Genomic DNA, 17,904 nt, shown 5'->3' with positions numbered 1-17,904 from the left:
TCTGGTTTTTCGTTTCCAAATCAAGCATTTTTCTGTTTTTTATGGCATACTAGTTTTATCAAAAGAAATGAGGATTATTTATGGAACAATTTGCTCAAAATATTAAAGACCTTGAAGTCACAACTGTTGACCGCGCTCGTCAAGCGATTGCTGACAAAGAGACAGCAACTTTCTTCGTTGGTCGCAAAACTTGCCCTTACTGCCGTAAATTCGCTGCTACTCTTGCTGGCGTTGTCGCTGATACCAAGGCGCATATTTTCTTTATCAATAGCGAAGAAGCTAGCGAATTAGAGAAATTGCAAGCCTTCCGCTCTGAATACAGCATTCCGACGGTTCCTGGTTTTGTTCATGTTCAAGACGGCCAAGTCTCTGTTCGTTGTGATTCTTCTATGACTGCAGATGAAATTAAAGCTTTTGCAAACTTGTAAAATTGATTCAAAAAAATCTGAGACCAATTAGTCTCAGATTTTTTATTTATTTCTAGCTTCCTGAAAAGCCTCCCACATCTTCTGCTGGGGTTTGGCAAAGGGGTAATTGCCAAAATCTTCTGGATGAAGCCACAAGACCTCTCCATCAGCTGCGTGTTGGCTATCTTTGACTCGTCCATAAGCTAGCTGAATATGCCACTTACGATGACTGAAAACATGCTGTACTTTTGAAAAGGACTGCTGCTGCCAATCAACAATCAGATCATAATCCTGCTCAAAACTTTCTTGAGGAGACAAGTCCAGACTTGACTGATTTTCTGCCACCTCAAAGAGGGACATCTGATTTTCAGTTTGAAATTCCTCAATTTCAATCAAGGGAAAATGCCAAAAACCTGATAACAAGCCAGCAGCCTCATTCTTTTCAAGCAAGAACTGTCCCTGTTCGTTTTCGATAATCAAGCCTTGCAGATAGACTGGAACTGGCTTCTTTTTAGGTGCTTTGATTGGATATTTATCCATAGTTCCGTGCAAATAAGCTGCGCTGAACTCTTTTACAGGACTGTCTTCTGGATGAGGATTAACAGGAGCTTCGATATCTGACCCCAGATCCATCAGTGCTTGATTGAAATCTCCGGGTCTATCTGGATCAATCAGAATCTCCATCATAGCCTGAAATACCTTACGATTGCTAGGTTGGCCAATATCTAAACCAACTTCAAACAAGCGACTCAGCACCCGCATGACATTGCCGTCTACCGCAGGCTCAGCTAGGCCAAAGGCAATACTAGCAATGGCACCAGCTGTATAAGGTCCAATCCCTTTAAGACTAGCAATTCCTTCATAGCTATCAGGAAATTTTCCAGCGAAATCCGTCATTATCTGCTGGGCTGCTTTTTGCATATTTCGCACCCGCGAATAATATCCCAGTCCTTCCCAAGCCTTGAGCAGTCTATCTTCTGGTGCCTGCGCTAAGTCAGCTACAGTCGGAAACCAGTCAAGAAAACGCTCATAATAAGGAATCACCGTATCTACCCGAGTCTGCTGCAGCATAATCTCAGAAACCCAGATATGATAAGGATTATTTGTTCTGCGCCAAGGCAGATCACGTTTGTTTTCATCATACCAAGTTAATAATTTCTCTCTAAAAGAGGCAATTTTATCTGCCTCCCACATCTCAATTCCGTATACTTTCAAATCTAACATAAATCTAGTATAGCATAAGGCAAGAAAAATTGAAGAGCTTATGCCCTCCAATCATTTCCTATCGTTTAATAATGACCTACTGCCTGACTAGCTGTAATCAAAGTCAGCTTATAAACATCATCCGCATTACAGCCTCGAGAAAGGTCATTAACTGGGTGGTTAAGTCCCTGCAGGATAGGTCCTACCGCTGAAAAGCCACCTAAACGCTCTGCCATTTTGTAACTGATATTCCCAGCTTCGATACTTGGGAAGACAAAGACAGTTGCTTGACCGGCCACAGGGCTGCCAGGTGCTTTCAGTTCTGCTGTTGCAGGGACGAAAGCTGCATCAAACTGCAATTCACCATCGATAACCAAGTCTGGACGCATTTCCCGAGCCAGCTTAGTCGCTTCCACTACCTTATCAACCTTTTCACCGAATCCAGAGCCCTTGGTCGAATAGCTGAGCATGGCAACTTTTGGATCGATACCGAAAATTTGTGCTGTTAAAGCTGAGTTAACAGCAATCTCCGCCAAAATATTGGCGTCTGGATCGATATTAATGGCACAGTCACTGAAAATGTAGCGTTCATCATCACGCACCATGAGAAAGGCCCCTGAAGTACGAGACACCCAAGGCAGGGTCTTGATGATTTGAAGAGCCGGCCGAACAGTCGCTGCCGTAGAATGGATTGCTCCTGAAACCATCCCTTGAACCTTACCAAGGTAAACCAACATAACCCCAAAGTAGTTGACATCTTCCTTAAGCAACTGACGTGCTTCATCTGCAGTGATTTTTCCTTTACGACGCTCAACGAATGCTTCTACCAATTCCTCAAAGCAGGAACAGTTTGAAGGATCAATAACCTGATATCCTTCTTTTACTCCCTCAATTTCCAGATAAATACGGATTTTATCAGGATTCCCCAAAAGAACTGGAGTAATATCGGTTTCTTTCACCAAACGTTTAGTTGCTTGCAAAATCCGTGGTTCCTCACCCTCTGGCAAGACAATCTTTACTTCCTTATCCTTCAAGGCTTCACGAATTGAATCAAAAATTTTCATGTTTCTTAAAACTCCTTTATCTCTTATTCTTTTAATTTCTCAATAACTTGTTTAAAATCTTCTGGCAAAGGACTGGCACGCTCAACTTCCTGACCACTAAAAGGATTATAAAATTTCAAAGAATGACAATGTAAAGCCTGACGCTCTATTCCGCACTCCAAACTCCCTCCATAAAGGTCGTCACCCAAAAGCGGAAAGCCAATATGTGAAAAGTGAACGCGGATTTGATGAGTCCGCCCAGTATGAAGATGAATATCCACCAGATAGACATCTCCAAATCGCTCTATGACCCTGTAGCTGGTATGGGCGTACTTGCCATCCTCTGTCACGCGTCTCGTAATGATACTCTCAGGGTTGCGTCCAATCGGAGCAATAATCTCACCTTGCTCTTCTAAGTCACCAGTCCCCCGAACTAGAGCGTAATAGCGCTTTTCTATCAGCTTCTTCTGCAGCTGTTTGTCCAATCTGGCATGAGCATAGCCATGCTTGGCAAAGAGCATGAGCCCACTTGTATCCTTATCCAGACGCGTCACGATATGCACCTGCTGATTTTCATAGCCCTGACGAGTATAGTAAGCCTTAACGAAATTAGCCATAGTGTTGGAATGATTAACACTGGGAATGCTAGCCACCCCTGCCGGCTTATCCAAAACCAAGAAATGCTCATCCTCGTAAACGACATACAAGTCCTTATCAACAGCTTTCAGACTCTCAAATCCCTTTTCAGACGGGATGTCAATCGACACTTTATCGCCAATATCCAAGAGATAAATAGCGTTCTGAGGTTGATGGTTGACAAGAATGTTTCCGCCGGAAAATTTTATCTTAGCCAAGAGGCCTTTGGAAATTTCGTGTCGCTTCAAAAAAGTCTTTACCTTGACATGCTCATCAGTAATAAACTCAAACCTCATTCCTGGCACTCTCCAATAAAGGAGTCTCTGACACGATTCCAAAAGCTGGTATGGCTTGGCGAAGCCACAAAATGTATCTTATGATTGTCAATCTGATACTCAATGCGGACAATGTTTTTAAAAGAGAAAGTCTGATTATCAACTGCGATAGTATGATAGTCACTGCGGGTCGGCACTAACTCAATCTTATCCTTTTTAGGAACAATGACCGACGAGCCCAACGTCCGATAAACCCGATTGTTGAGACTAGCAATTTCTGTCACCTGCAAGGCTTCGATAGTCGGATGCAATACCGCTCCACCTAGAGATTTGTTATAGGCTGTACTGCCTGTCGGAGTAGAAACGGAAATTCCATCTCCTCGGAAACGCTCGAAATGAACCCGATTGATAATGACATCAGCTACCATAGTTCGATCCGAACGCTTGATTGTTGCTTCGTTCAAAGCACGAATGATGCGTGTATCACCATTCTCAAAAGTAATTTTGACATTTAAAATTGGATAAGAAACCTGAGCACCAGTGTCTAATTTGAGATTTTCTACCAACTTATCTAGTTCAAAATCACGGTAGTCCGTATAGAAGCCGAGATGCCCTGTATGTACACCAACAAAGCGGACCCGATCCAACTGTTCTTCATACATATGAAAAGCAGATAGCAGCATGCCGTCACCACCCACCGAAATCACGATGTCGGGATTCTTAGGAGTTAAAATAAAGCCATTCTGTTTCAGCTTCTGCTTTAAATCTTGATAAACTTGTTCGCTCTGTCTTTTCCGATTGCGGATAATCGCTATTTTTTTATCTGTATTCTTCATCTGTATCATCACTATTTCCCACACCGTCATTTAACTTGCGGTGAAGAGGATCAAAGAGAGCCTGCGCCTCCTGGATAGCATCACGGATTTCTCCCATCTCCTCATCCAGCTGATAGGCAAGATTAGCTGTCGTTTCCAAGCGGCATTTGATTTCTTCGGGAAATTCTCCTTTATACTTGTAATTCAAAGAATGCTCAATCGTAGCCCAAAAATTCATCGAAAGGGTGCGAATCTGAATCTCAGCCAGAATAAGCCTATGACCATTAATTGTATCGACCGGATACTCTATAATCACATGATAGCTCCGATAGCCACTGGCTTTCTTGTTTTTGATGTAATCCCGCTCCTGCACAATGCGCATATCAGTCCGATTTCGTAAGACTTCTAAAACTTCATCCACATCATCGACAAACTGGACCATGACCCGTAAGCCAGCAATATCCTGCATCTCCTGCTCAATATTCTCCTCGCGAATACCTCGCAGAATCATCTTTTCTTTAATGCTCTCAATCGGCTTGACACGTTCGGTCACAAACTCAATCGGGGAATGACGCTGCTGCTTGCGGTATTGCTTTCGCACCCCACGAAGCTTAATTTTCAGCTCTCCAACCGCTTGAATATAGGGGTCTAAAAACTCTTCCCATTCTATTGTCATACACTTACCTTGTCATATCATTTTTTTTTGTATAAAATAAACACAACTGTTATTATAACATAAATCGCTTTCAAAAAAAAGAAAAGGATATGAAAATGAATCACTTAGAAATTGAATTCAAAACCATGCTGACAAAAGAAGAGCACGACCGTCTGCTCCAGTTTTTTGCTGATATTTCGCCTATTAGCCAAACCAACCACTACATCGATTCAGATCAGCAAAGTATTCGACACGCCCATATGGCTTTTCGAGTACGAACTTTTAACCATCGCGAAGCTGAGCTGACGCTCAAGATTCCTCAAGAAGTCGGAGCCTTGGAACTTAATCAGAACCTGACACCAGAAGAAACTGAAAATATTTTGCAGAACAATGAATTTCCTACGGGAGAGATTTTAGAAACACTGCTTCAAAAAGAAATTCCTATCCAAGACTTGAAGATTCTTGGCTCTCTAGAGACTATCCGCTATGAAAAAGAAGACGAAATTGGCCTCCTTGCTCTGGATGAGAGTCACTACTTGGACAAAAAAGACTTCGAACTCGAAGTCGAAGTTGAAGATTTCGAAAAAGGAAAAGAAAATTTCCTCAACTTCCTAAAACAGCACTGCATCGACTACAAACCTAGTAAGAGCAAGATAGCAAGATTTTCTGAAAACTTGTAAATCAACGACCACAAAATAGCTGAAATAATCTAATTTTTTTGGTAAAATAAAAGGTAGCAATCTAAAGACTATTGAAATATAAATTTCATGGAGCATTAGATTATAGAAATGACACAAAAAGAGGACGGTCCAACTCATGTCAGATAAAAAAAATATGAAGCTTTTTTCCCTCAACTCCAATCATTCCATAGCTGAAAAAATCGCTGAGGCTGCTGGGGTTCCTTTGGGAAAACTTTCCTCCCGCCAATTCTCGGACGGCGAGATTCAGATTAACATTGAAGAAAGTGTCCGTGGCTATGATATATACATCATTCAGTCTACTAGTTTCCCTGTCAATAATCACTTGATGGAACTCTTGATTATGGTGGATGCCTGCAAGCGTGCAAGTGCCAACACGATTAATGTTGTGATGCCTTATTTTGGTTATGCCCGTCAGGATCGGACTGCTGCCCCTCGCGAGCCAATCACAGCTAAACTGGTTGCCAACATGCTTGTCGGAGCTGGAGTAGATCGTGTGATTTCTCTGGATCTTCATGCCGTGCAGGTCCAAGGATTCTTTGATATCCCAGTTGATAACCTCTTCACTATCCCACTCTTTGCCAAACACTACTGCAACATGGGGCTTACTGGCGATGATGTCGTTGTCGTCAGCCCTAAAAACTCTGGTGTAAAACGCGCCCGCAATCTGGCTGAATATCTGGATGCTCCTATCGCTATCATTGATTATGGCGAAGATGAGGCGGGTCGCTCTGAGGGATATATCATTGGAGATGTCGAGGGCAAGAAAGCTATTCTGATTGACGACATTTTAAATACCGGTCGGACTTTCTCTGAAGCAGCTAAAATTGTCTGTCGCGAAGGCGCAGTCGAAATCTATGCTGTATCCAGTCATGGTCTCTTTGCGGATAAAGCTGCGGAATTGCTAGATAATTCTCCTATCAGGGAAATTCTTGTAACTGACTCTGTTGATACCAAAGAAAAAACACCTAAGAATCTCCACTACATTACAGCAAGTGAACTGATTGGTGATGCCATTGTCCGCATCCAAGAAAGAAAACCAGTCAGCCCACTCTTTGCCTATCAAAAGAAATAAGGTAACCGGAGTGATTTATTTAGATAATGCCGCTACAACTGCTTTGTCGCCCGCTGCAATCCAAGCAATGACCAAGACGATGACTGTCTTCGGGAATCCTTCCAGTACGCATAGTCATGGCCGAGAAGCTAGTAAACTCCTTAGACAGGCGCGTGAGGATATTGCTCAATCTCTGCATACTCAAAGCAATAAGATTATTTTTACTTCAGGCGGCACTGAAAGCAATAATACTGCTATCAAAGGCTATGCCCTTCGTCACCAGAACCGAGGAAAGCATATTGTGACCACTGCTATTGAACACCATGCTGTCTTAGAAGTGGTGGAGTACCTAGTAGATAAATTCTTCTTCGAAGCTACTTTTGTTCAGCCGGTGGATGGTCAGATTCGGGCGGAGGATATTAAGAAGGCTCTTAGGCCTGATACTATTCTTGTGTCCGTCATGGCGGTTAATAACGAGACAGGTGCCATGCTCCCCATTAAGGAAATTGGTGAATTACTGCAAGAACATCCTGCTGTTTTTCACGTTGATGCTGTCCAAGCAATTGGTAAACTTCCCATCTACCCTGAAGAGCTAGGGATTGACTTTCTATCTGCTTCAGCGCATAAATTTCATGGTCCCAAAGGCGTTGGATTCCTTTATGCCAAGAAGATGGATTTTGACAATTTCATGCACGGTGGCGACCAGGAAGAAAAACACCGGGCCGGAACTGAAAATCTAATCTCTATCACAGGTATGGCGGCGGCTCTGTCAGATAGCACGGAACATCTTGAGGAAAATCTAGCGCATGCGCAAGACTTAAAAGACAGCTTACTTGCTGACTTATCGGACATTGAACATTACTTAAATGAAAGTCAGCCAAGCTTGCCATATGTCATCAATTTGGGATTTCCCAATCAAAAGAATGACCTGCTTCTGCTTCAAATGGATTTAAATGGATTTTCCATTTCAACAGGCTCAGCCTGCACAGCCGGAGCTATACAACCCAGTCATGTCTTGCAGGCTATGTATGGCAAGGATTCCAACCGCTTGCATGAGTCTATTCGAATCAGTACTTCGGACCAAACGACCCTGCAAGAGATTCAATCATTTACAAAGAAATTAAAAGAAATTTTAGGAGGATAAGATGGCCTTTCAAACATCTGTTAGCTTAGCAAACTGTGAATATACCTATTCACTTCACCCAAATGTCAAGAAATTCACCTTACGCGACAATACATTCGCTGAAAGCAAGGTTGGCAACTATGAACTCTCTCGTCTGTTGGAATCTGTTCCCAACAGCGGAAATGGTTTTTTGCTTAAAATCATCGTCAATAAAGATTTGAATGGCTTCAAAATCAATATCACTGACAAATCAGGCCTGCGCTTGGTCAATATTTTCAAATCAGAAGATCATCACATTATCCAGCAAAAATTTTATTTCTTGATGGATAGCTTGGTTGAAAGAAATATTTTTGAAAAGACACCACAATAAGCAAGATTCTCGCAATTTTGCTTTTTTGGTTTTGACACTTCAAAATTTAAACGAGCTTGACTTCTACTTAGAACACTTGAAGAAAAGATCAACCGAACCCAAAGAAAGGATTAACAATGGTTGAACTGACCTATTTGGACTCATATAAGGTGAAACGGACACTTACCTATGAAGACTTCGACGAATTTCTTCTCGCCTTCTCTGGCTGCGTCACAGTTCCTGACTCTCTCAAAGTACTTTCCATCACTTATAATGGACACCAGCTGCCATTTACAGGGTTAATCGGCGACTTGTACCGCCAGATGTACCAGTTAGACTTAACTCCCTATCAGGACTAATCTCTTCGCAACTGCAACATAACTTAAACGTTAACTCTTTTCTTTTTTAGTGCATTAAACATCCTTAATTAGTTGATTTTTTCACAAACTTCCTATAAAATAGAATTAGAAAGGTTGTGATTTTGTGAAAACTGAAAAAAATACTACAATTCCTCGAGCAACAGCTAAGAGACTGTCGCTCTACTATCGTATTTTTAAACGGTTTAATGCTGAGAAGATTGAGAAAGCCAACTCCAAGCAAATCGCTGAAGCTATTGGCATTGACTCTGCCACCGTCAGACGAGATTTTTCTTATTTCGGTGAACTTGGCCGCAGAGGATTTGGCTATGACGTCAAGAAATTGATGAACTTTTTTGCTGACCTCTTGAACGACAATGCTATCACCAATGTCATGATTGTTGGTGTCGGTAACATGGGGCGGGCTCTGCTGCACTATCGTTTTCATGAGCGCAATAAAATGAAGGTTGTAATGGCTTTCGACACAGATGACCATCCAGAAGTTGGCAGCACAACCAGCGATGGGATTCCTATCTATGGAATTTCCCAAATCAAAGAAAAAATACAGTCAGGAAATGTGCAAACTGCCATCCTAACTGTACCTAGCGTAAAAGCCCAAGAAGTTGCATCTATCTTAGTTCAAGCAGGTGTGAAAGGTATTCTCTGCTTCTCGCCAGTAAATCTATCCCTACCTAAGGACGTGGTCGTTCAGTACGTTGACCTGACTAGCGAACTGCAGACTCTGCTCTACTTCATGAGAAAAAATGAACATTAATTTGAAAGGGGTATTGAACACTCAATGAGTAAACCAATTATTGGAATAACCGGAAATGAAAGAGAAATCCCAGACGATCACTTCATCTATATGAGCTATACGGCGACAGGATTCGTTGAGGGAGTTAAAGAAGTTGGCGGAATTCCAATGATTTTGCCAATCGGTGATGAAGAAATGGCTAAACAGTATGTTTCCATTGTTGACAAATTAATTATCACAGGTGGTCAGAATGTATGCCCTCAATTCTATGGTGAAGAGAAAACCATTGACAGCGATGATTATCTACTCAAACGGGACATTTTTGAATTAGCTTTAATTAAGGAAGCTCGCCGTCAAAATAAACCAATTTTCACCGTCTGCCGCGGAACCCAACTTTATAATGTAGCTCTAGGCGGTACTCTTCATCAAGATATTGAAGATCATTGGCAAGATAGCTCTGCTGAGTACACAACTCAAAGCATGGTGACCAAGAATGGCTCTATTCTGCATGAAATCTATGGCCCTGCATCTGAAATCAACTCCTTCCACCACCAAAGTATCAAGGATTTAGCGACCGGCCTAGAAGTCATTGCCTATGATCCTCGAGATAAGATTATTGAAGCCATCACTTCTACTGATGGTAGTCCTTTCCTTGGCGTCCAATGGCACCCAGAGTTCTTATTTGGCTCCAGAGAAGGAGACTTAGCTCTGTTTGATTATGTTGTCAATATTCTTTAAAAACCTCTACTCCTAGATAAACTTCTTTTCAACATGAATAGAAGTTTTTTATATTCAAGTAAATCAAATTATATCATATCTGTCTCCTCTCGGTAGCTATAGTAACTGACCTTAGAGACAATCAAATGATCCAAAAGGACCAAGCCCATCATCTCACACGCTTCTTTCATATGCTGGGTCACCTCATCGTCGTTTCTGCTGGGAATGACTGAGCCTGATGGATGATTGTGCACCAGTATGATAGATGTCGCCAGATGCTTAAGAGCGTAGTGGAGAATTTCTCTCGGCTCAGCAATGCTTCTGCTGACTGTCCCCATAAAAATAGTCTGCTGATGCAGAATTTGATTTTGACTATTAAGATAAATAGCAACCAAGCACTCCTGCCTCATATCTCCCAATTCCTGCTGCATCTTCTGGGCTAATTTTTGACTGCCCATAATCTGCTCTTTCTGCAGAACCTCTGCTCGGTTAATCCGACGTCCTAATTCGATAATGGCCTGCAGCTCCACAGCCTTAATCGGACCGATTCCAGAAATAGTCTGCAATTCCTGCAAAGTTAAATACTTAAGATCGTTCAAACTGGAAATCGATGATAAAATTCTTTGAGAAACTTGAAAAACAGTTTCTTTTTTGTTGCCTGTCCTGAGGAAAATTGATAGAAGCTCTTGGTTACTGAGTTTTTCAGCCCCTTCTCTCATCAAACGCTCCCGCGGCATCATGCTAATATCATCTTGAAATGAAATGCTATACATAGAAACCTCCTTACCTTATAATTCGGAAAAAGAGTCAAAATCAGCAAGAATTGATATAAAAAAACTCCAAAAATTAGAGTTCTTCCTAACCTTTGGAGTGAATTTTTTTAGTTTTCGTCTTTAAATCTGCATTTGGTTATAAGACTTACTGAAAGATTCAATAACTTCCTTAGGAGCCTTGTCATACTCGACAGAGCCTTCTAACGTTCCCTTGACAATAGTCCGGTTGGTTGCCGCGGCATCCTCACAAGTAACTAAAGTAATCTCTGTAACGCCTTCAGTATCCTCAATCAGATCCGTTCGATCTGGAGTTACCGTTTCAACACTGGTGATTACATAAGTATAGACTTGCTCTTTATCGGTGATATAGATTTTCATACCAGCCTTAGCACGATCCAGTGGGGAAAAGAGCATGTTACTAGCCCCTGTGATGCCAAAGACGTGGTGGCTAGCCAAGGCGTAATTTCCCTGTCCCATCTGCTGAGTCTCTTTCATCGTACCAGCACCATAATACAATCCAGCATTATCCAGCCCTTTGAAGATCGGCAAATTCATGGATACTTCTGGAATTGAGATACCTCCGATAACAGGCAGCTTCTGGGCTTTCCACTGAGCATTGATAACTGCTTCTGTAGAAAGCGACTCTACCTTATTAAAATCAAAGCTAGTCTCAGCATTTTTATTTTTATTAATAGAGTCTTTGGAAACCTTGCTGACCTGATATTGGTTGGTATGCCAAACCATAATCATGTTTCGGATTTGCGCATTAAAGATTAAGCCTAGGGCCACAAAAATTAATAATGTCGCAACAATATTGATAAAAATATTTCTTTTACTTTTTTGTTTTCTTTTTCGACTTCTTTTTCCTTGTACCATATAGAGGTCCTCTTTTACGATTCGTTTTCTTCCTCTGCTACATCTTCTTTATCGTCTGCTTCGACGCTTGTAAAGGTGACAATTTGTGCATTTTGGTCCAGACGCATGACCTTAACACCCATAGTTGAGCGGCCTGTCTGAGAAATATTAGCCACACTGGTCCGAATGATGACGCCTGTATTAGTGATAATCATCAAATCTTCCTCTCCAGTAACAGTCATCAGACCAGCGAGAGGTCCATTCTTATCAGTGATATTGGCTGTTTTAATCCCTTTACCACCACGGCCCTTGGTTGGATACTCACTAGCAAGAGTTCGCTTACCATAGCCTTTTTCGGTGATGACAAGCACTTCGTCTCCCTCAGCAATCACACCAGCTCCAACGACCTGGTCACCATCTCGAAGATTAACTCCGCGAACACCAGTCGCTATACGGCTCATGCTCCGGACAGCTGTCTCATTGAAGCGGACAGAATAACCAAACTTAGTACCAATGATAACATCTGCAGCGCCGTCCGTCAGAAAGACATTGATTAACTCGTCTTCATCTTTCAAATTCAAAGCCTTAAGACCGTTCTGACGAATATTAGCAAATTCTGTCACACTGGTCCGTTTGACCACCCCATGACGGGTAGTAAAGAAGAGATAGGAATCATCACTTCGGTCTTGCTGAACATTTATGATAGTCTGAATAGTCTCTCCTTCATCAAGCTTCAAGAGATTGACTACTGGCAAGCCCTTGGCTGTCCGACCGTACTCAGGAATTTCATATCCTTTGAGACGATAAACTCGACCTTTATTTGTAAAGAAGAGCAGTCTATCATGGGTGCTTGTTGAAACCAGCTCTTTGACGAAGTCATCATCTTTGACACCAGTTCCTTGAACACCGCGGCCCCCGCGTTTCTGAGCAGTGAATTCAGCCTGATTCAGACGTTTGATATAACCTTTATTAGACAGGGTAATCAAAACATCCGCTTCCTCAATCAAATCTTCATCTTCAAGAGAAAGAACTTCTCCCACCATCAGCTCAGTACGGCGGTCATCCGCAAATTTACGCTTGACCTCATCTAACTCTTCCTTGATAATAGCGATAACGCGCTCTGGCTTAGCCAAAATATCAGCCAGGTCTGCAATCAAGGCAATCAGCTCATCGTATTCTGACTGGATCTTATCACGTTCCAAACCAGTCAGACGGCGCAGACGCATATCGAGGATAGCCTGACTCTGGCGCTCAGACAGCTCAAACTTAGCCATCAATTCAGCCTGTGCTTCTGCGTCTGTCTCGCTATTACGGATAATGCGAATCACTTCATCAATATGATCCAATGCAATCAGCAAACCAGCCAAGATATGAGCTCGAGCTTCTGCCTTTTCTTTATCGAAGACAGTCCGTCGAGTCACCACTTCTTTTTGGTGCTCAATGTAGGCCAACAAAATCTCACGCAGAGACAGAATCTTCGGCACACCATTTTGAATAGCCAGCATATTGAAGCTGAAATTGGTCTGCATCTGAGTCAGCTTGAAAAGGTTATTTAGAATGACATGAGCAGAGGCATCACGACGTACCTCAATGACAAAACGGACCCCTTCACGGTTGGACTCATCACGAACAGCTGTGATACCGTCAATACGTTTTTCCTGCACCAGACGAACAATATGCTCATGGACCTTGGTCTTATTAACCATGTATGGAAACTCGGTTACGACAATTCGCTCTCGGCCATTTTTCATCTCTTCGATTTCAGTGCGAGAGCGAAGAACAATCGAACCCTTCCCTGTTTCATAAGCCCGGTGAATACCAGACTTACCCATAACAAGTGCACCTGTAGGAAAATCTGGTCCAGGAAGGACTTCCATGATATCGCGAGTTGTTGCATCCGGATTGTCCATGACAAGCTTAACTGCATCAATAGACTCACCAAGATTATGAGGTGGGATATTGGTCGCCATCCCAACTGCAATCCCTGTCGCACCATTTACAAGTAAGTTAGGGAAGCGAGCAGGAAGAACTACAGGCTCTCTCTCGCTGGCATCATAGTTGTCAATATAATCAACAGTGTTTTTATTAATATCACGAAGCATCTCAAGAGCAATCTTGCTCATACGTGCTTCTGTATAACGTTGAGCAGCAGCCCCGTCTCCGTCCATAGAACCGAAGTTTCCATGGCCATCTACAAGCATATAGCGATAGCTCCACCATTGAGCCATCCTCACCATCGCTTCATAAATAGAAGAGTCACCATGCGGGTGATACTTACCCATGACATCCCCTGTGATACGAGCTGATTTCTTGTGAGGCTTCTCAGGTGTCACGCCCAGCTCATTCATACCATAGAGAATCCGACGGTGAACTGGCTTTAGACCATCACGAACATCTGGAAGTGCCCGAGCCACGATAACGCTCATCGCGTAATCAATGAAACTAGTCTTCATTTCACTAGTCAGATTAACATTTACTAAGTTTCTGTCTTGCATTAAAAAATGCCTTTCTTTCATATTAAACTACCCTTTATTATACCACATTTTCTTTAATTTTTCAGTATTTTGAACCGTTTGTAAAAACGTTTACATCGCTAGATATACAAGTTGACCGTGACAAAATATGTCAAAAGTGGTAGAATGAATGTGTACGGGAAAACTTCCCTAAAAAAATAAGGAGATGTTTAGAAATGACTGCTACTAAACAACATAAAAAAGTCATCCTTGTCGGTGACGGTGCTGTAGGTTCATCTTACGCATTTGCTCTTGTAAACCAAGGTATTGCTCAAGAACTTGGTATCATTGAAATCCCTCAATTATTTGAAAAGGCTGTCGGTGATGCTGAAGACCTTAGCCACGCCCTCGCTTTCACTTCACCTAAAAAAATCTATGCAGCTACTTATGCAGACTGTGCGGATGCCGACCTCGTTGTTATCACTGCAGGTGCACCTCAAAAACCAGGTGAAACTCGTCTTGACCTTGTTGGTAAAAACTTGGCTATCAACAAATCTATCGTTACTCAAGTCGTAGAATCAGGCTTCAACGGTATCTTCCTCGTTGCTGCTAACCCAGTTGACGTTTTGACTTACTCAACTTGGAAATTTTCTGGTTTCCCTAAAGAGCGTGTTATTGGTTCAGGTACTTCACTTGATTCAGCTCGCTTCCGTCAAGCTCTTGCTGAAAAGATTGGTATCGATGCTCGTTCTGTCCATGCCTACATCATGGGTGAGCACGGTGACTCTGAGTTTGCGGTTTGGTCACATGCTAACGTTGCAGGTGTGAAATTGGAGCAATGGTTGCAAGCTAACCGCGACTTGAACGAACAAGACTTGGTTGATCTTTTCATCTCCGTTCGTGACGCAGCATACTCAATTATCAACAAAAAAGGAGCAACTTACTACGGAATCGCGGTTGCTTTGGCTCGTATCACAAAAGCTATCCTTGACGATGAAAATGCTGTATTGCCATTATCAGTCTTCCAAGAAGGACAATACGGTGTTGAAAATGTCTTCATTGGTCAACCAGCTATCGTTGGTGCTCACGGTATTGTACGTCCAGTAAACATCCCACTTAACGATGCTGAGACTCAAAAAATGCAAGCTTCTGCTAAAGAATTGCAAGCAATTATTGATGAAGCATGGAAGAATCCTGAATTCCAAGAAGCATCTAAAAACTAATTATAAAAAAACATCTCCTGATAAAAGGGGATGTTTTTTAGTTGTTTTATATAGATTTGTCAGCAAAAATATCAGTCAAATAAGGTACGATGAGATTTCCCTCTAGGTCTTTCAAAGAAGTAACCCAGACAAAGTCTGAATGCTCTTCTGGATCTAATATAATATCACGCTGCTCCGTAATCCTACCCGTATAAACCAAGCGTGTGAAAACAGTATCTTTTTCAGAACCAAACTGACTATCTTCGTGGGTAATCCTATCAATCCGAATCTTTTGATTAACCACCTCCATAGCCTCACGTAGAGCCGCCTCTCTAGGCAGTTCATTCTCTTCTACACTACCACCGGGAATATCCCAATAAGATGGATAGACATTAGGGAGGCCACGCTTTATTTTAGAGCGCTTGATAAGTAAATACTTCCCGTCTTTCTCAATTAAGGTATGGGCGATTAATTTTACTGTCATTGCATGTGTTCCTCCAAGAAAGAAAAAAAAGACTCCGAAGAGTCCAATTTTAAGTCATCCACCCTGAGAGAATCGAACTCCCATCTCAAGAACCGGAATCTTACGTGATATCCATTACACTAAGGGTGGCAACTAATTCATTATAACTGATTTTCTCTGAAAATACAAGTGAAAATCAGAAAAAGAAGTTGAGGAAACTCAACTTCTTTTATCTAATTACAATTCAATATCGCCAAACAAATCAGCCATTGAGAATCCAGTTTGAGTTTCTGGAAGTTCAAAGTCACGTTTTTCTTGACGTTTTGGACGACGAGGACGTGATTGACGTTTCTCATCTTTTTGTCCTTCTTCTTGAGCTGGACGCTCTTCAAGAGCCTTGATAGAAAGTGATACACGCTCATCAGCAGCATTCACTTCAAGAACCTTAACAGTTACTTCTTGACCAACTTTAAGGGCATCTTTAGGGCTTTCAACACGTTTGTGTGAAATTTGTGAGATGTGAACCAGTCCATCAATACCTGGCAATACTTCAACGAAAGCACCAAAATCAGTCAAACGTTTTACAGTTCCTTCGATCACATCACCTGCAGCAAGTTTTTGCTCAACGCCATCCCATGGTCCAGGTGTTGTTGCTTTAAGAGAGAGGGATACGCGTCCTTCTTCTTCGTTCAAGTCAAGAACTTTCACTTCAATTTCATCACCAACTGATACAACAGACTTAGGTGATACGTTGCGTTCATGTGACAATTCAGTCAAGTGAACCAATCCATCAACTCCGCCAAGATCAATGAAAGCACCGAAGCTAGTGATGCGAGCAACTTTACCAGTTACAATATCACCAACATTCAATTTACCAAAGACTTCAGCACGTGCTGCTGCAGCTTCAGCTTCTACAACTTCACGACGTGAAAGGATGAAGCGATTTTCTTTTGGATCTACTTCTTTGATCTTAGCATCAAACTCTTGACCTACAAAACGCTCAGTGTTACGAACGAAACGAGTATCAAGCATTGAAGCAGGGATAAATCCACGAAGTCCTTCAAACTCAACTGAAAGTCCACCTTTAACAGCACGAGTGCCCTTAACAGTGACAACTTCTTCTTCACGACCAACCAATTTGTCCCAAGCTTTGCGAGCTTCCAAACGTTTTTTAGATACCAGGTAAGTTACGGTGTCTGTATCTTTACCTACTACTTGACGAAGAACAAGCAATTCAAGTGTTTCACCTGGTTTTACAAGGTCGTTGATATCAGCGTCGCGGTCATTTGTCAACTCACGAAGAGTCAATACACCTTCAACACCAGTTCCAGCGATTGCAACATTAGCTTGGTTAGCGTCAACAGTCAATACTTCAGCAGTAACGACGTCACCTGGCTCAACTTGGCTAACACTGTTTAGCAAATCTTCAAATTCATTCATCTAAAAAAATCCTCCAACAATCAAGCTTTCGCTTGACATACTACTTATTTATTTTCCTAAGCACCCGCAAATGACATTGATCTATCGTTAACGATTTCCATCCTATAAAGAAATAAAACACCTAAAGATATTTTATTATTTTATCAGATCTATTACCTAAGAACTGGGGTAGCTGGATTCGAACCAACGCATGAGGGAGTCAAAGTCCCTTGCCTTACCGCTTGGCTATACCCCATTAATATAAAGAATGGAGAGAGAGGGATTCGAACCCCCGAACCCGAAGGAGCGGATTTACAGTCCGCCGCGTTTAGCCTCTTCGCTATCTCTCCGACAATCAACGCTATCTATTATAACATTGATACAATGAAAATGCAAGCCCTATTTGCTTAAATTATAGGTTTCAATCAAAGTTTCCACAGCTCTTTCAAGTTTTTTATAAAAACTTTCAGCATTTCCATTTTTGATAATTGCAAACTGGCCATCTAGTTCGGCAATCTCCCCGATAACCTTCTTGCCAATAGCAAGACTATAACCGTCAAATTGGTCTGCTCCGACCTTCACTTTGCTGTCTGTGATTTGAATTTCAATTTTTTTATCTTTTTTACTCATAACTTACCTCTTTCAAATTTCTAT

Annotated in this window: 20 protein-coding genes and 3 tRNA genes; 9 read left to right on the top strand and 14 right to left on the bottom strand. The window is 41.9% G+C overall.

Annotated elements, in window-relative coordinates:
• Nucleotides 1-80: 80 nt before the first annotated feature.
• Nucleotides 81-428, top strand: coding sequence for a thiol reductase thioredoxin (locus O3627_RS02940; protein WP_002906528.1), 348 nt, complete (start codon nt 81-83; stop codon nt 426-428).
• A gap of 42 nt (nt 429-470) precedes the next feature.
• Here the strand turns inward: O3627_RS02940 and mutY are convergent, their stop codons facing one another.
• From mutY to O3627_RS02915, 5 genes are all read right to left on the bottom strand, one after another.
• Entirely contained in the window at nt 471-1,631 is a 1,161-nt protein-coding gene (mutY, locus tag O3627_RS02935; RefSeq protein WP_125382256.1) for an A/G-specific adenine glycosylase, read from the bottom strand.
• A 65-nt stretch (nt 1,632-1,696) separates the two neighbouring features.
• Nucleotides 1,697-2,674: a phosphate acetyltransferase gene (gene pta / locus O3627_RS02930; RefSeq protein ID WP_002909705.1), complete on the bottom strand. Its 978-nt coding sequence runs from the start codon at nt 2,672-2,674 to the stop codon at nt 1,697-1,699.
• 23 nt (nt 2,675-2,697) lie between these two features.
• The gene (locus O3627_RS02925) at nt 2,698-3,585 is read right to left on the bottom strand and encodes an RluA family pseudouridine synthase (RefSeq protein WP_125382257.1); all 888 of its coding nucleotides are present in this window, start codon (nt 3,583-3,585) and stop codon (nt 2,698-2,700) included.
• Complete coding sequence (locus tag O3627_RS02920; RefSeq protein WP_004191240.1) at nt 3,582-4,409, bottom strand: NAD kinase; 828 nt, start codon at nt 4,407-4,409, stop codon at nt 3,582-3,584. The genes O3627_RS02925 and O3627_RS02920 overlap by 4 nt, the downstream gene beginning before the upstream one ends.
• The gene (locus O3627_RS02915) at nt 4,384-5,055 is read right to left on the bottom strand and encodes a GTP pyrophosphokinase family protein (protein ID WP_371621277.1); all 672 of its coding nucleotides are present in this window, start codon (nt 5,053-5,055) and stop codon (nt 4,384-4,386) included. The genes O3627_RS02920 and O3627_RS02915 overlap by 26 nt, the downstream gene beginning before the upstream one ends.
• Before the next feature lie 95 nt (nt 5,056-5,150).
• Here O3627_RS02915 and O3627_RS02910 point away from each other — a divergent pair, with 95 nt between their 5' ends.
• The 7 genes from O3627_RS02910 to O3627_RS02880 all read left to right on the top strand — a co-directional run bounded on the left by O3627_RS02910 (nt 5,151) and on the right by O3627_RS02880 (nt 10,106).
• Nucleotides 5,151-5,714 (top strand): CYTH domain-containing protein, encoded by a 564-nt coding sequence (locus tag O3627_RS02910; RefSeq protein WP_371621276.1) that lies wholly within the window; start codon nt 5,151-5,153, stop codon nt 5,712-5,714.
• 136 nt (nt 5,715-5,850) lie between these two features.
• The gene (locus O3627_RS02905) at nt 5,851-6,807 is read left to right on the top strand and encodes a ribose-phosphate diphosphokinase (protein WP_002897526.1); all 957 of its coding nucleotides are present in this window, start codon (nt 5,851-5,853) and stop codon (nt 6,805-6,807) included.
• A 10-nt stretch (nt 6,808-6,817) separates the two neighbouring features.
• Nucleotides 6,818-7,930 carry a cysteine desulfurase family protein gene (locus O3627_RS02900; RefSeq protein WP_371621275.1) on the top strand — a complete coding sequence of 371 codons (1,113 nt, stop codon included), beginning with the start codon at nt 6,818-6,820 and terminating at the stop codon, nt 7,928-7,930.
• Nucleotide 7,931: 1 nt separating this feature from the next.
• A complete protein-coding gene (locus O3627_RS02895) occupies nt 7,932-8,279 on the top strand; it encodes a DUF1831 domain-containing protein (protein WP_002902952.1) in 348 nt (115 codons plus the stop codon).
• A 116-nt stretch (nt 8,280-8,395) separates the two neighbouring features.
• Nucleotides 8,396-8,617: a DUF4649 family protein gene (locus O3627_RS02890; protein ID WP_049541261.1), complete on the top strand. Its 222-nt coding sequence runs from the start codon at nt 8,396-8,398 to the stop codon at nt 8,615-8,617.
• Between the two features lie 124 nt (nt 8,618-8,741).
• Nucleotides 8,742-9,389: a redox-sensing transcriptional repressor Rex gene (locus O3627_RS02885; RefSeq protein ID WP_125382264.1), complete on the top strand. Its 648-nt coding sequence runs from the start codon at nt 8,742-8,744 to the stop codon at nt 9,387-9,389.
• A gap of 24 nt (nt 9,390-9,413) precedes the next feature.
• A complete protein-coding gene (locus O3627_RS02880) occupies nt 9,414-10,106 on the top strand; it encodes a gamma-glutamyl-gamma-aminobutyrate hydrolase family protein (protein WP_125382266.1) in 693 nt (230 codons plus the stop codon).
• A gap of 68 nt (nt 10,107-10,174) precedes the next feature.
• On the opposite strand, the gene radC is transcribed toward O3627_RS02880, so the two are convergent.
• The 3 genes from radC to gyrA form a co-directional block, all read right to left on the bottom strand.
• The gene (radC, locus tag O3627_RS02875) at nt 10,175-10,858 is read right to left on the bottom strand and encodes a DNA repair protein RadC (RefSeq protein WP_343091751.1); all 684 of its coding nucleotides are present in this window, start codon (nt 10,856-10,858) and stop codon (nt 10,175-10,177) included.
• 120 nt (nt 10,859-10,978) lie between these two features.
• Entirely contained in the window at nt 10,979-11,734 is a 756-nt protein-coding gene (locus O3627_RS02870) for a class A sortase (protein WP_002912535.1), read from the bottom strand.
• Nucleotides 11,735-11,748: 14 nt separating this feature from the next.
• Entirely contained in the window at nt 11,749-14,208 is a 2,460-nt protein-coding gene (gene gyrA, locus O3627_RS02865; RefSeq protein ID WP_032911143.1) for a DNA gyrase subunit A, read from the bottom strand.
• Nucleotides 14,209-14,402: 194 nt separating this feature from the next.
• On the opposite strand from gyrA, the gene O3627_RS02860 reads away from it, so the two are divergent.
• Nucleotides 14,403-15,389, top strand: coding sequence for an L-lactate dehydrogenase (locus O3627_RS02860; RefSeq protein ID WP_002895436.1), 987 nt, complete (start codon nt 14,403-14,405; stop codon nt 15,387-15,389).
• Nucleotides 15,390-15,435: 46 nt separating this feature from the next.
• Here the strand turns inward: O3627_RS02860 and O3627_RS02855 are convergent, their stop codons facing one another.
• The 6 genes from O3627_RS02855 to O3627_RS02830 all read right to left on the bottom strand — a co-directional run bounded on the left by O3627_RS02855 (nt 15,436) and on the right by O3627_RS02830 (nt 17,880).
• Nucleotides 15,436-15,852, bottom strand: a complete 417-nt coding sequence (locus O3627_RS02855; protein WP_343091753.1) for an NUDIX hydrolase — start codon at nt 15,850-15,852, stop codon at nt 15,436-15,438.
• A 57-nt stretch (nt 15,853-15,909) separates the two neighbouring features.
• A tRNA-Arg gene (locus O3627_RS02850) sits at nt 15,910-15,981 on the bottom strand.
• Between the two features lie 87 nt (nt 15,982-16,068).
• The gene (gene rpsA, locus O3627_RS02845; RefSeq protein ID WP_002897515.1) at nt 16,069-17,271 is read right to left on the bottom strand and encodes a 30S ribosomal protein S1; all 1,203 of its coding nucleotides are present in this window, start codon (nt 17,269-17,271) and stop codon (nt 16,069-16,071) included.
• A gap of 163 nt (nt 17,272-17,434) precedes the next feature.
• Nucleotides 17,435-17,506: transfer RNA gene (locus tag O3627_RS02840), tRNA-Gln, on the bottom strand.
• Nucleotides 17,507-17,519: 13 nt separating this feature from the next.
• A tRNA-Tyr gene (locus O3627_RS02835) sits at nt 17,520-17,600 on the bottom strand.
• A gap of 49 nt (nt 17,601-17,649) precedes the next feature.
• On the bottom strand, nt 17,650-17,880 hold the full coding sequence (locus O3627_RS02830) for a DUF2969 domain-containing protein (RefSeq protein WP_002895433.1): 231 nt from the start codon (nt 17,878-17,880) through the stop codon (nt 17,650-17,652).
• Nucleotides 17,881-17,904: the final 24 nt, after the last annotated feature.

The sequence above is a fragment of the Streptococcus sp. 27098_8_82 genome (assembly GCF_041431615.1).
Classification (GTDB): Bacteria; Bacillota; Bacilli; order Lactobacillales; family Streptococcaceae; genus Streptococcus; species Streptococcus sanguinis_K.
Note: the sequence above shows the minus strand (reverse complement) of the source record. Positions and strands in the feature narration are given on the sequence as shown.

What these genes read in the sequence shown, in the direction of transcription:
- O3627_RS02920 (WP_004191240.1), bottom strand. Translation starts at nt 4,409, where the DNA reads ATGATACAGATGAAGAATACAGATAAAAAAATAGCGATTATCCGCAAT.
- O3627_RS02940 (WP_002906528.1), top strand. Translation starts at nt 81, where the DNA reads ATGGAACAATTTGCTCAAAATATTAAAGACCTTGAAGTCACAACTGTT.
- radC (WP_343091751.1), bottom strand. Translation starts at nt 10,858, where the DNA reads ATGTATAGCATTTCATTTCAAGATGATATTAGCATGATGCCGCGGGAG.
- gyrA (WP_032911143.1), bottom strand. Translation starts at nt 14,208, where the DNA reads ATGCAAGACAGAAACTTAGTAAATGTTAATCTGACTAGTGAAATGAAG.
- pta (WP_002909705.1), bottom strand. Translation starts at nt 2,674, where the DNA reads ATGAAAATTTTTGATTCAATTCGTGAAGCCTTGAAGGATAAGGAAGTA.
- O3627_RS02880 (WP_125382266.1), top strand. Translation starts at nt 9,414, where the DNA reads ATGAGTAAACCAATTATTGGAATAACCGGAAATGAAAGAGAAATCCCA.
- O3627_RS02895 (WP_002902952.1), top strand. Translation starts at nt 7,932, where the DNA reads ATGGCCTTTCAAACATCTGTTAGCTTAGCAAACTGTGAATATACCTAT.
- mutY (WP_125382256.1), bottom strand. Translation starts at nt 1,631, where the DNA reads ATGTTAGATTTGAAAGTATACGGAATTGAGATGTGGGAGGCAGATAAA.
- O3627_RS02905 (WP_002897526.1), top strand. Translation starts at nt 5,851, where the DNA reads ATGTCAGATAAAAAAAATATGAAGCTTTTTTCCCTCAACTCCAATCAT.
- O3627_RS02890 (WP_049541261.1), top strand. Translation starts at nt 8,396, where the DNA reads ATGGTTGAACTGACCTATTTGGACTCATATAAGGTGAAACGGACACTT.
- O3627_RS02910 (WP_371621276.1), top strand. Translation starts at nt 5,151, where the DNA reads ATGAATCACTTAGAAATTGAATTCAAAACCATGCTGACAAAAGAAGAG.
- O3627_RS02870 (WP_002912535.1), bottom strand. Translation starts at nt 11,734, where the DNA reads ATGGTACAAGGAAAAAGAAGTCGAAAAAGAAAACAAAAAAGTAAAAGA.
- O3627_RS02830 (WP_002895433.1), bottom strand. Translation starts at nt 17,880, where the DNA reads ATGAGTAAAAAAGATAAAAAAATTGAAATTCAAATCACAGACAGCAAA.
- O3627_RS02925 (WP_125382257.1), bottom strand. Translation starts at nt 3,585, where the DNA reads ATGAGGTTTGAGTTTATTACTGATGAGCATGTCAAGGTAAAGACTTTT.
- O3627_RS02915 (WP_371621277.1), bottom strand. Translation starts at nt 5,055, where the DNA reads ATGACAATAGAATGGGAAGAGTTTTTAGACCCCTATATTCAAGCGGTT.
- O3627_RS02855 (WP_343091753.1), bottom strand. Translation starts at nt 15,852, where the DNA reads ATGACAGTAAAATTAATCGCCCATACCTTAATTGAGAAAGACGGGAAG.
- rpsA (WP_002897515.1), bottom strand. Translation starts at nt 17,271, where the DNA reads ATGAATGAATTTGAAGATTTGCTAAACAGTGTTAGCCAAGTTGAGCCA.
- O3627_RS02860 (WP_002895436.1), top strand. Translation starts at nt 14,403, where the DNA reads ATGACTGCTACTAAACAACATAAAAAAGTCATCCTTGTCGGTGACGGT.